12 protein-coding genes are annotated in these 13075 nt (G+C 32.2%); 6 read left to right on the top strand and 6 right to left on the bottom strand.

Translation table 11 applies throughout. From position 1 onward, the window contains the following. The first annotated feature begins 3 nt into the window (after nt 1–3). Genes OO775_RS10880 through OO775_RS10890 form a run of 3 tightly spaced genes read left to right on the top strand, consistent with a single transcriptional unit; the run spans nt 4 to nt 4338 of the window. A complete protein-coding gene (locus OO775_RS10880; RefSeq protein ID WP_264847154.1) occupies nt 4–2922 on the top strand; it encodes a serine hydrolase domain-containing protein in 2919 nt (972 codons plus the stop codon). Between the two features lie 59 nt (nt 2923–2981). Beyond that, nucleotides 2982–3407 carry a Rieske (2Fe-2S) protein gene (locus OO775_RS10885; protein ID WP_264847155.1) on the top strand — a complete coding sequence of 142 codons (426 nt, stop codon included), beginning with the start codon at nt 2982–2984 and terminating at the stop codon, nt 3405–3407. 1 nt (nt 3408) lies between these two features. Next, nucleotides 3409–4338: a DUF6427 family protein gene (locus OO775_RS10890; protein WP_264847156.1), complete on the top strand. Its 930-nt coding sequence runs from the start codon at nt 3409–3411 to the stop codon at nt 4336–4338. A 303-nt stretch (nt 4339–4641) separates the two neighbouring features. On the opposite strand, the gene OO775_RS10895 is transcribed toward OO775_RS10890, so the two are convergent. Both OO775_RS10895 and OO775_RS10900 read right to left on the bottom strand, forming a co-directional pair. Then, nucleotides 4642–5136 (bottom strand): hypothetical protein, encoded by a 495-nt coding sequence (locus OO775_RS10895; RefSeq protein ID WP_264847157.1) that lies wholly within the window; start codon nt 5134–5136, stop codon nt 4642–4644. 206 nt (nt 5137–5342) lie between these two features. Beyond that, nucleotides 5343–7565, bottom strand: a complete 2223-nt coding sequence (locus tag OO775_RS10900) for an NADP-dependent isocitrate dehydrogenase (RefSeq protein WP_264847158.1) — start codon at nt 7563–7565, stop codon at nt 5343–5345. A 127-nt stretch (nt 7566–7692) separates the two neighbouring features. Here OO775_RS10900 and udk point away from each other — a divergent pair, with 127 nt between their 5' ends. The 3 genes from udk (at nt 7693) to OO775_RS10915 (ending at nt 9122) form a co-directional block, all read left to right on the top strand. After that, nucleotides 7693–8307: a uridine kinase gene (gene udk, locus OO775_RS10905; RefSeq protein ID WP_264847159.1), complete on the top strand. Its 615-nt coding sequence runs from the start codon at nt 7693–7695 to the stop codon at nt 8305–8307. A 3-nt stretch (nt 8308–8310) separates the two neighbouring features. Further along, nucleotides 8311–8619 carry an FtsB family cell division protein gene (locus OO775_RS10910; protein ID WP_264847160.1) on the top strand — a complete coding sequence of 103 codons (309 nt, stop codon included), beginning with the start codon at nt 8311–8313 and terminating at the stop codon, nt 8617–8619. A 134-nt stretch (nt 8620–8753) separates the two neighbouring features. Beyond that, nucleotides 8754–9122, top strand: a complete 369-nt coding sequence (locus OO775_RS10915) for a PUR family DNA/RNA-binding protein (protein ID WP_264847162.1) — start codon at nt 8754–8756, stop codon at nt 9120–9122. Nucleotides 9123–9220: 98 nt separating this feature from the next. On the opposite strand, the gene OO775_RS10920 is transcribed toward OO775_RS10915, so the two are convergent. The 4 genes from OO775_RS10920 to OO775_RS10935 form a co-directional block, all read right to left on the bottom strand. After that, nucleotides 9221–9889, bottom strand: coding sequence for a uracil-DNA glycosylase family protein (locus tag OO775_RS10920; RefSeq protein ID WP_264847164.1), 669 nt, complete (start codon nt 9887–9889; stop codon nt 9221–9223). 2 nt (nt 9890–9891) lie between these two features. After that, nucleotides 9892–10179: a hypothetical protein gene (locus OO775_RS10925; protein ID WP_264847165.1), complete on the bottom strand. Its 288-nt coding sequence runs from the start codon at nt 10177–10179 to the stop codon at nt 9892–9894. Between the two features lie 95 nt (nt 10180–10274). Next, nucleotides 10275–10994: a DUF6261 family protein gene (locus OO775_RS10930; protein WP_264847166.1), complete on the bottom strand. Its 720-nt coding sequence runs from the start codon at nt 10992–10994 to the stop codon at nt 10275–10277. A 348-nt stretch (nt 10995–11342) separates the two neighbouring features. Beyond that, the coding region (locus OO775_RS10935; protein WP_264847167.1) for a protein NO VEIN domain-containing protein at nt 11343–13075 on the bottom strand (1733 nt) is incomplete at its 5' end.

The following is a 13075-nucleotide window of genomic DNA, read 5'->3' on the forward strand; positions in this document are numbered from 1 at the left end:
AGAATGAAAAAATTATTATTTGGATTGGTTGCCTTTACTAATATTATAAATATAGTTAAAGCACAGCAACCAGACCCTCTTCGTACGCAAGATGCGGATAAGCAACAGCGTTGGGTAGATAGTATTTATCAGAAAATGTCTCTTGAAGAAAAGATAGGACAACTATTTATGGTACAAGTTTTCAGTACGCAAGAGAATAAAAACACTGAATTTGCCAAACAATTGGTTCAGAAACACTATATAGGGGGGATTATTTTCTCCAAAGGAGGACCAGGCAGACAGGCTAAACTGACAAATCAATACCAAGCACTTGCCAAAGTACCTCTTTTTATAGCAATGGATGCTGAGTGGGGGCTTGCTATGCGCTTAGACTCTACGTATGCTTATCCATGGAATATGACTCTTGGAGCTATTAAAAATAATGATTTGATAGAAAAAACGGGGTATCGTATAGCAAAACATTGTCAGCGCTTGGGGGTACATATTGATTTTGCTCCCGATATAGACATCAATACAAACCCTGAAAATCCTATTATAGGCAATCGTTCGTTTGGAGAAGATAAACAGAATGTAGCCAATAAAGGTATTTCATTTGCCAAAGGAATGCAAAGTGTTGGTGTGCTTGCTAATGCAAAACACTTCCCTGGACATGGAGATACTTCGCAAGATTCGCATTTGACACTTCCAAAACTTAATTTTACCAGAGAACGTATTGAACAAATAGAGTTGTATCCGTTCCGTGAGCTAATTGCGGGAGGTATTGCAAGTATTATGGTAGGGCATTTGAACATTCCTGCATTGGAAAAAAAGGATAAACCTTCGTCTTTATCATATCATATTGTAACGGAAATACTTAAAGAGCAATTAGGTTTTAATGGTCTGATATTCACTGATGCGCTTGGTATGAAGGGTGTAGCTAATTATGCAAAGGAAGGAGATGTTGATTTAATGGCTTTTCTGGCAGGAAATGATGTTTTGCTAATGCCTTCTGATGCAATAAAGGGGATACAGAAGATAAAAGAAGCCTATCAGAAAGGAATTGTAACGGAGTCTCGATTGGCTCATTCGGTTAAGAAAATACTTAAAGCAAAATATTGGGCAGGATTAAATACCTATTTGCCTATTGAAAAAGAAGGTTTACATGCCGATTTGCACACTCGTGAAGATGATTTACTTACTGAAAAATTGTATGAAAATGCTATTACATTGGTAAAAAATACCGAAAATATGCTTCCAATTAAGCAATTGGATACCCAAAATACTGCTTATTTGAAGCTTGGAGATGATTCGGGAAGTATTTTTTACCAAAATTTACGACTTTATGAAGATGTTAAAGAGATAAAAGGTAAAACATGGGCGCAAATATCCAAAGAGATAGCCCCTTACGATCGTATTATTATAGGATATCATCGCCCAGATAACAGCCCGTGGGCAGCTTATAAATTCTCTAAACAAGAGCAAGAAATTATAACAAACCTTTCTCAAAGCAAAAAAATTGTATTAACGATATTTGCCAGACCTTATGCATTACTAGATATTCCCAAATTGAAACCTATTACATCAATACTTGTAGCGTATCAAAATAGTTCTACTTCACAACGAAAAGCAGCACAAATTATCTATGGGGCAATCGACGCTAAGGGTTCGCTACCTGTTTCAGCACATACATCACTTCCAGTACAAACTTCTTTATATATCAAAAATATAAAACGATTGCAGTATGGAATGCCCGAGAGCGTAGGAATGAACCCTTTTTTGTTAGAAAAAATAGATTCAATAGCTAAGTTAAGTATATCGCAACGTATGACACCTTCGGTACAAGTATTGGTGGCACGCTTTGGGAAGGTAATTTACAACAAAAGTTTCGGATATTACACCTATGAATCACGTCAAAGAGCCTCTGATACCACACTTTATGACCTTGCATCGCTTACCAAAATACTAGCTACTTTACCTGAATTGATGCTTCTTTACGATAAAAAACAATTTACACTCACTACGCCACTCTCTACACTCTTACCCGAACTGAAAGGTTCTAATAAATCAACTATAACGGTGGGGGAATCACTAGCACATTATGCCAAATTTCAGTCGTGGCTACCTTTTTATACACAGACCATAGATCCAGTAACAAAGAATGCATTGGTAGGATATTATAGCTCTAAGCAATCTAGTGAGTACCCGACAGAGGTTGCTAAGGGTATTTATTTGCGTAAAGGATATGACCAAGTTATTCTTTCACAGATTATTCAGAGTAATTTAATCAAAAAAAAACGCTATCTGTATAGTGATTTGCCGTATTATTTCTTCCAAAAATATATTGAAAACGAAAAAAAAACGTCATTGGATAAGTTAGTTCAGGCTGATTTTTATAAAAATATGGGTGCTTACAGACTTACGTACCTTCCGTTACAGCATTTTCCTAAGAACCAGATTATTCCAACGGAGAAAGATACATCATTTCGCCATCAAGAAATACAAGGTTATGTACATGACCAAGGGGCAGCAATGCTTGGTGGAGTAGGCGGACACGCAGGACTATTCGGTACAGCCAATGATGTAGCTAAAATGATGCAATTATTTCTACAAAAGGGGTATTATGGAGGAAAGCAATTTTTTTCAGAAGATACATTCAATACCTTTAATTCGGCACATTTTGCTAATAAAAATAACCGAAGAGGAGTCGGATTTGACAAACCACAACCCAGAGGAGAAGATGGACCTACTTGTGATTGTGTTTCACTCGAAAGTTTTGGGCATACAGGCTTTACAGGTACGTATGCGTGGGCTGATCCTAAGAGTGAAATTGTTTATGTTTTCTTATCAAATAGAACCTATCCTTCGTCGGAGAATAAAAAACTCATAGAAGAAAACATTCGTACAAAGATTCAACGCGTAATTCAAGAGGCTATAATACAATAGTGTAGTAACGTTGCCTACTTCAATAGTGTAAAAAATAATGTTTGAAAACAAATAAACTTATGAAAAAAATTATTTTATTACTGATACTTAGTATATTATTGGCATGTAAAAAAGATACAATACGGCGTAATCCATACCTTCCAGAGGCTCGGTTTAGTATTACAATCAATACCAATTTAGCATTGTACAATAAGCTAAAAACCCCACTAACTCCTGTTGTTGTACCTACCGAAGGTGTAGGACTACGAGGAGTTATTATTATAAACACCGGAAGTGGTTTCTTAGCTTGGGAAAGAGCTTGCCCACACGTACCGATTACTGATTGTAGCACGCTCAAATCAGATGGAGGAATTATTGTAACCTGTCCGTGTGATAATGTAACGTATAATTTGGTCAATGGAAATCCTACTTCGGGTAGCTCAAACTATCAGTTACTCAATTATAACGTCTCTGTAAATGGTAATATACTAACTATTTCTAACTGAAATGCTTACGAATATATTTAATAATACAAGACCCAGTAACTTAATTGCTATATACGGCTTGTCGCTTGGGTATATACTACTCTATAATGGTATTATTTTTCCTAAACAAAACAATCTTCAATTCCTTTTAACAAGTGTTATTATTGCATTACTTACGTGGATAAATCTATTTATTATCGAACAAATATGCAAACGAAACAATTTGTGTGATAATAATCGATATATTATATTATATTCGATACTTCTGATGGCTTGTTTTCCGAATATTTTTACTGATATTTATTCGCTTTTGTCAAGTGTTTTAATACTTATAGCGCTTTATAAATTGGTTATGCTACGCAATAATTCGGACGAAAAAAGGCAATTATTTGATATTTCATTGCTCGTTGGGGTAGCTTCGATATGCTATGATTGGAGTATTTTGTTCATTATCCCTATATGGGTAACTTGTCTATCGCATACAACACAAAGGTACAGAAACCTTTTTATACCTATAATAGCACTTTTTCTGATTGCTATGTTGATATTTGGTGTCGTTTATCCGCTTACTGATTGGAATACGATAATGAATTTATTTGTATTTCAGATAAAATTTTCAATAGAAAAATACTATGATTTACGATATTTAATACCTGTTATTATTATATTTACCTTTAGCATTTGCTTAGTATTCTTTTTTATGTTTGAAAAAACAAAAAGAAGAATTATATATCCTACTACATTGGTTATATCTTTATTTATACAACTATTTATTTTATTTATTTCGGAAGAGATAGGAACTTCTGAAATGATGTTTTTAAATGCTCCTATGGCACTACTAATGGCTATTTATACTGAAAAAATTAGTAAATTTTGGATACGAGAAACTATTCTATGGGTGTTTTTTACATTACCTATATTAGTTTTCTATCTATATTACACTATAAAATAAAGTTTTTTAGTTGTTTTTTGTATTGTTTTAATAAAAAAATATAGTAATAAGTTCGTAAAATAAATAGATAAAGTAATAAAATAGATATATATACTCATAAAAATACCCTTTGTTAGCTATTTAATATAGTAACAAAGGGTATTTTATATAGTATTGTTATGTATTTAATGTATTTATAAAATATATTTAATACATTATAATTGTATATTTAATATATTTTAATAATATATCTTATACTATATTTTAATATATTTAATACATAAATGAAGTATATTTTATATATAGTTTATATGTATTATAAAACTATAAAGTACGTTCTGATGATAAATCATCAGTTTTTTTACGTCTTCCTCCTTTAAAGAATTGTTTTAAACTATCAAAAATAGTCTTAATACCTGGTATATTTTGACCATATAAGAATTTTATATTCTGATAAAAAGTAATTGAACCTGAATAATTATCGTGGTCAAGGAGTATTTTAGTATCAGAAAGTTGTTCAGCAATACTTTGTATGCGTATTAGCCTATTTTCAATCTGTATGCGAGCTTCATAATCTTGGTCAAACTCATTTTTGTTTAAGAACGATGGTATATATTGAGGATATTGTTCCATTAGTTCTTTACTTTTGTTAACAAAAAGTTTATTTTGCTCTGCAATACGACCAAATTGTCTGCGCTGTTCGGCAGATAGTTTGTACGTTTTTCCTTTCAATACTTCTTCTAATATTTGTAAAGCATTGTCCATTTTCTCTAATTCTTCAGTAGTGAAGGTTACTTGTGCTAAATTTTTAAGCGCCATATACTATATATTTATAATTTGATGCAAATGTATAAAAATATTTTTAGATAGTAAAAATAATATATATTTTTTTATAAAAAAATTATAGAAATATATTTTTTTAGTTTATTTTTGTATTAAAAGTACAAATGAATAGATTCTAAATAAAAAAATCCAATAAAATATAAGATATTTTACTGGATTTTTGAAGTATAACAAATGAAAGATTAACTTAATATACTATTTAGTGTAGCACTTGGACGCATTATTTTATCTAATTTTTCAGTAGAAGGTGCATAATATCCTTCTATATTTACCGATTTTCCTTGAGTAGATTTTAATTCACTCTCTATAAGTGTTCGTTTTTCTACAAGTTGATTTACTATTGAAGTAAATTCATTAGCCAGTTCATCATCTTCTTTTTGCTTAGATAGAGCTTCAGCCCAGAAGAAAGCTAAATAAAAATGAGTATCTCGGTTATCAGTTTCACCTACATGTCGAGAAGGAGCTATATTGTTATTCAATAAATTCTCAATGGCAGTATCTAACGTTCTAGCCAAAATACTTGCTTTACGATTGTTAAATGTATTGGCTAAGTGTTCCAATGATGCAGACAATGCTAAGAACTCTCCCAAAGAGTCCCAACGCAAGTGATTTTCATTAAGAAACTGTTCTACAAGCTTAGGAGCAGAGCCTCCGGCACCCGTTTCAAAGAGTCCTCCACCATTGATAAGTGGTACGATAGATAGCATTTTAGCACTTGTTCCCAATTCTAATATAGGAAAAAGGTCTGTCAAATAGTCTCGAAGTACATTGCCTGTTACCGAAATGGTATCTTTACCATCTTTTAAGCGTTCTAAAGTAAATCGCATTGCTTGTTCTGGAGATAAAATATGTATTTCTACTCCATTTTTGTTAAATTCAGATAGATAATGGGTTACTTTTTTGATAATATTAGCATCATGGCTACGAGTCAAATCTAACCAAAATACCGCTGGAGTGTTAGTAAGCTCAGCTCTTTTGATAGCTAACTTGACCCAATCTTGTATCGGAGCATCTTTAGTCTGACACATTCTCCAAATATCTCCTTTATCTACTCGATGAGTTATTAACTCATTCCCTTGATTATCAATAACTTTTACAATTCCATCAAACGGAATTTCAAAAGTTTTATTATGAGAACCATATTCCTCTGCTTGTTGTGCCATTAAACCTACATTGGGAACACTTCCCATCGTAGTAGGGTCCAATGCACCATGTTTCTTACAAAATTCGATGATAGTCTTATATATGCCAGCGTAGCTACTATCTGGGATAACCACTTTCGCATCTTGCAATTGCCCCTTTGCATTGTACATTTTTCCAGAAGTACGTATCATAGCAGGGATAGAAGCATCAATAATAACATCACTTGGTACGTGTAAATTCGTAATTCCTTTGTCCGAATTGACCATTGCAATAGGTTGTTCTTCAATACATTGTTGTATTTGTGCAAGTATTTCGTCTTTTTTAGTATTTTCCCAATTAGTTAATTTATCTATAATAGTGCCTAAACCATCATTCGGATTGATTTGTAACTCATCTAACAATGTATTATATTTATCAAAAACAGGTGCAAAATACGCTTTTATAGCCTCTCCAAAAATAATTGGATCAGAAACTTTCATCATTGTAGCTTTCAAATGGATAGAAAATAATACCCCTTTGCGTTTTGCATCAGCTATTTGTGCTTTGAGAAATTCATATAATACCTTTCTGCTCATCACCGAGGCATCTATAATTTCGCCTCTTTGCAGACTAAAATTATCTTTTAAACATACAATTTGTCCGTTTTTGCTATGCAATTCAATACGAATTGTTGTTTCAGAAGGTATTATAACAGATATTTCGCTATGCTTGAAGTCATTGGCAAACATTGTACTCACTTCCGTTTTAGATGAAGACTCCCAAGTACCCATCGAATGCGGATTTTTACGAGCATAATTCTTTACAGAAATTGGCGCTCTACGATCAGAATTCCCTTCACGTAATACCGGATTAACTGCACTTCCTTTTACACTATCATAAATAGCTTTTATCTGTTGTTCTTTTTCATTTTTAGGTGATTGTGGATAATCAGGAACTGCAAAACCTTTGTTTTGAAGCTCTTTAATAGCATTCAAAAGCTGAGGCATTGAAGCACTAATGTTGGGTAATTTGATTATATTAGCCCAAGGAGTTTTTGATAATTCCCCTAAAAAGGATAAACTATTTTCTACTTGTTGTTCCAAAGGCAATTCAGATGAGAAAGCAGCTAGAATTCGCCCAGAAAGAGAAATATCTTTAGAGACTATCTCAATACCTGCCGATTTTGTAAATCGTTTAATAATAGGTAATAGCGAATAAGTAGCCAATAATGGAGCTTCATCAGTTAGAGTGTAGTAGATCATTGAATTGTTTTTTGTTTGCATACGATAAAATTTTATAATCTATGGCGCAAGTTAAGAATTTTTTTAACCAAAAACAAGAAAATATTTTATAAACATTGAATAGAATTTGTAAAAGTTGTATTTTTGCAAAAAAATTTTTGTTCAAATTATGTTGATAATAGGTATTGCAGGTGGAACCGGTTGTGGGAAAACAACAGTAGTCAATAAAATAATTAGCGAATTGGCTGCCAGTGAAGTAAATGTTATTTCGCAAGATTCTTATTATAAAGATTTGTCGCATTTGAGTTATCAGGAGCGAACACAAACCAATTTCGACCACCCCAAGTCCTTAGATTTTGACCTATTAAAACAACATCTTATTGACCTTAAAGAAGGCAAAAGCATAGAGCAACCTGTATATTCGTTCGTAGAACATAATCGTACTAAAGAAACTACTCTTGTACACCCTTGTAAAGTGCTTATTGTTGAAGGAATTCTTATTTTTACACATCCTGATATACGCGATTTATTTGATATTAAAATATATGTTCATGCCGATTCAGATGAGCGACTTATCCGTCGTATCAAAAGAGATACAACCGAAAGGGGGCGTGATATTACAGAGGTTTTGGAGCGTTATCAAAAAACATTAAAACCGATGCATCAACAATTTATTGAACCCACCAAAGAGTTTGCCGATATTATTATTCCGAATAATAGACGTAATGCAGTGGCTATCAATATCGTAAAAACCATAATCCGTAATCGTATTTTAAATCGATAAATAATGAAAGAATTTTTTCAGAAAAATAAGATTTTTAGTAGTAAATATCTATATTGGATTGTATTCTTTGTTTTTCTAATATGGATGTTATTTTTCGATATGAATTCTTGGACAAATCATAAAAGACTCAACAAAGAAATAGAATCTCTAAAAAAACAAAAAGAATTTTTACAACGAGAAATAGAACGAGATAAAAAAAGTCTCGAACAAATCAATACGATAGAAGGCAAGGAAAAGTTTGGTCGTGAGCATTATTACTTAAAGCACGATAACGAAGATATTTATATTATTGAATACGATACGATTCGTTAAAACACGCTTAATAAAATAATTGATAATCAGGTTAAAACACTTTTTTGATAAAAAATATAGAAAAAATAGAGTTGTATTTTTGGTAAATTGAGATTTTATTCCGAAATTTGGGGTTCTCAAACTAAGTGGAATTTATGGAAGAGAAAGAGTTAGAACACGACGAAATTTTTTCAAAAGTATTACGCGCAGGAAGACGAACATACTTTTTTGATGTAAGAGGAACCAAAGCCGGTGATTACTACTTAACTATTACTGAAAGTAAAAAATTTACACATGATGATGGTTCATTTCATTATAAAAAACATAAGATTTACTTGTACAAAGAAGATTTCAATGACTTTAAAGAAATTCTTGATGAAATGACTTCGTATGTTTTAGAAGAGAAAGGAGTTGAAGTTATTTCAGAACGTCATCAGAAAGATTTTAAAAAAGATTTTTCAAATCATTCGACAGGTATTACTGAAAACAAATCATTTACTAATATCGATTTTGATGATATTTAAAAAATAGGTTTTTATAGTAGTGATTAGTTAATCCTTTTTTGCCTTATTTTGAGTGAAAAAGGATTTTTTTATTTGAAAAAAGATAAATTCAGAATTTTTTATTTGAAAAAAGCTTTGTATTGCATTACTCGAAAGTCAATTGTAGAGAAATTAGGATTTTGTTGTTTTAGTTTTTTATAGAGCGCAATACTTCCTATGGCTCTATTTGCTGAACCTGATGGGGCTGTGAGTGACACGGTTTTTATCATCTTTCCTTGAAAAGAAAATCGGTGAAGTTTAGGAATTTGGTCAGAAAGTAACTCCATAGCTAAGCCTTTATGTTTTAAATATTTGCGAAATAAATACTCGGGTGAGTTTTTGCTACTTCCGCCTGTGAAAAGCAATGTTTCTACCGAAGGAAATACTTCTAAATATTGAAAAAAATCTCTCAAGACGATGTTTTGCATACCCAAGTCAGAGGCGTCTATTTTGGTTCTTTGGCAACTGGCTACGATATCACAAATTCCAATTTTATTTTTTGAAAGAAATTTTTTACGTTGATTTACAGCTTCTTGTGTATTTTCAAAAAGAAAACTTGTTTGAAAGATAATTCCCAAAATTTTCCATAATTGTCCGTCTCTGCTTCCGTAGCAGAAATCGACATCATTGGACTTTAAAAGTCCATATCCTGAGAAACGAGGTGGAGGCAACGTACCTACAATTAGTTTGGTAGCTCCCTGAGGAATAAACGGCGGATACGGATGCAAATGAAGGAATTTTTCAGGCATTTTCAGGAAATAATATATAAAAAGAGAGCCAAAAACAACAAAACACTGCAAAAAACAAAAATAACTAAAAAAGTTTCTTTTTGTTGTTCTTTTTTTATTTTGGTGCAGATATTTAACTTAATTTCTTCTAAAACTTCAGGTGGAATATCATCGTTAATAAATTGGTTTTCTGATGTTTTGTAAGTTAGTGAGGCATTACGCTTGTTGTTTCTTGCCCGATGAGCTTTTTTTAAAGAATTGTTTGTATTGATTCTTTTTATCATATCTATTATATGTCCTGCGTAACTCATTGTATTTTCAATTTGTAGGAGCAAAAAAACTCCGTTCAATAATTTTTTATATTTTTTCGAATAAAAAATGCTTTGCGTTTATGTATTTTTCTAATTTACTCAGTAGGTGTTTCATTTTTACTGCTATTTCGACGTTTTATAGTGCTATTAGCAGTCGAAATCACCTGTTCCGTAGCCTCTACAAATCCCTTAAATAGGGTCGGATTAGCAATTTTCATTGCGATAAGATACGGAATGAGTTTCACATTGATAGCTTCGAGCAGCGGTTTTTTGAGCGATGAGGCAGAAGATGAATTTTTCTGCTCCGAAAGGGTCTTTTCGTACTCGGCACGAAGCTCAGTAAAGGCATTTTGTTCATTGCGAAGTTGCGAAATGATTTCTTTTATCCCTTGAAGTGCCTCAATAGCCTGCTGCATATCGGGGGTCGAAAAATCCTGCAACAGCGACTCTATCAGAGACGACTCTACAGCATAACTCTCCCGCGTAATCTTTATCCCGTACTTTGAGAAAACACCATAAAGCTTCTCTGCACTCTCTTTCAGTGAAGGCACCGGCAGAGTGCGATAGCCAAGCAGTGCCGTATTCAGAGAACGTAACAGAGTGTCGCGTCTGAGGTCGGCATCTTCAAGTCTGGAAAATGAAACATCACGCTTAATGGCTTCCGTGATTTGAGCCGAAAGCGTTTCTATGTCGGCAAAAAGAGGCTTTAAGAAATCTTCCTCCTTCAAACCACTCTCTTTGCGGTAAAGCACCAATAAACGGTCGGAAACATTATCTATTTCGGTGGTGCGAATGGATGTGCTTAGTTTGTTCATATCAATAAAATTTTAGAGAATTAAAAATAGATTTTTATTAACACCGCTAAGGTATAAAAAATATATTTCACTAAGCAACTATTCAGGTAAACTTTAACATTATTTAGTATTTAGCCTTGCCTGTTTAGGCAAAATGAGAAAACAAGCGTTCCAACCCTTTGCCTACTTAGGCGATACGCAAAAACAATCGTTTTCTACCTTTACCTACTTAGGCGAAGGTCGCCTCCACGTGTTTTGGGACTTCGCCTAAGTAGGCGAAACAAGAAAACAAGCGTTTTGATGCTTTGCCTAAATGGTTGAAGATTTAAAATGATAGGTTTTATATAGATGTAAATTTACCACGAGAGATTACGATTTATTATTACTTATAAAGCCTACAATTGTATTTACAATAGAATTTAAATTGCCTCCCTTACTTTGTATAATTTCTTGAGGAATAATCCCTCTATAATCTGCTAAGTGTATTGAGTGAGTCTGTTGTTTTTCAGCTTCTAAATTGACTTCTATTAGAGGTTTTATCATATCACCTATATCCGTCACGAAATTTGTAAGAGGTAGAATCTCTTCTAATGAGAGTTGATATCGGTCATTACCGCCTTCGTAGCGGGTAATATCTACAACACATAGAGCATAATGTTCATTTTCTTCAACAGCTCGTTGTAATTGTAGTTTGCTCATAGAAACCGAATTCTTTGAATCCCATCTTGATTTTACTTCTATATAATAAATGGGGTCATTATCAAAGTAAATGACAATATCTTGTCCTCCTTGTTGATCGGTAGTTTCTAACTCTTCTTCATTTTTAAATGAAACACGAGCTTTTAATTCGCTTGACAATCTATTTCTAATGAGATTTTCAATACGAGTTCCTATTTCGTATTTATGCTGAAAATCGGCTTTCGTTTGATTTTCTTGTTGTAGTAAATTTGTCGCTTTGTCCAACAATGTAGAAAAGTTATCTTCTTGGATAAGTTTTCCAAGTTTTTTTAAATCAGATTTTCCTAAACTTACAATTGAAAATATATCATCTTTAGTATTTTCATCTGTAACAACCTCTAGCATTATGTTTGCTTTTCTATCATCAAGCCTTGGGAAAAGCTCTAAAGATAAATCATCACTACCTTTCGATGACTTAATAATATCGAGTATATCATTTTTAAAAGGATGTTGATTGATATTGGCAATATCCTTGTCAAAAAAAATATCTTCAATCTCAGTTGTGAGTTGTTTAGTTGTTACCCGTCTATCTTCTGTAATAAATTCATTGAACTCATTATAGATTAATTCTTCCCTGATTTCTTTTCCCACTACTTTTTTATAAAGGTCTTTAATTTGAGAGTTTATATTGTCCTCTTTTTTTAGCTCACCAATACATTTTAATTGGTTTAGTTGATTAGGATATATTTTTGAATTTAAATAAACATCTTTAAAACTATCTTCATTACATTTTGCTATTTCAAGTAATAATTTAATATTATTTTCCACCCAATCTTCGTTGTGATAATGCAGTAGGTTAAAAAAGATTTGAACCAATATCTTCCTTGTTGAGCGAATATCTAAATCTTCACTTGAATTTTCAAGATTGGATAATTCAATTAAATTTTCATCAAAAGAATAATACTTACTAATTATTTTTACTAATGATTTTGGTTTACTTTGAGAATTTATATTGTTGTTTAACTTGCAATAGTCTAATAAACTCTTAAAAAGGTTTTGATCCCACTTTTTCAATTGCTCTATTGATTGGATATTGTAAGATTCTTTATTGAGATTCTCAGGAAAATAAATATATTTCGAAGCTTCTAATTTATCTAATTTTGTTTTAACACTATTTGAAAAATCTCTTCTATTGAACTTTTTCAAATCATAATTGAAATCAAAATCTTCGTGAATCAAATGCTCAATAGAATCTGGAATCAAACATCTCCCAATTTCAATAAGTGTTTCATTTAAATCTTGAGGCTCAAAGAGTGATGATAAAGAGCAAAATTTTCCATCTAAATTTGGCAACAAACTATACTCCGAAAAGTAATTTTTCTTATTCTCTTTGATTAAATTCTTATTTGTATATCCGTAATCAC

It is taken from the genome of Capnocytophaga catalasegens, from assembly GCF_026005215.1.
Classification (GTDB): Bacteria; Bacteroidota; Bacteroidia; order Flavobacteriales; family Flavobacteriaceae; genus Capnocytophaga; species Capnocytophaga catalasegens.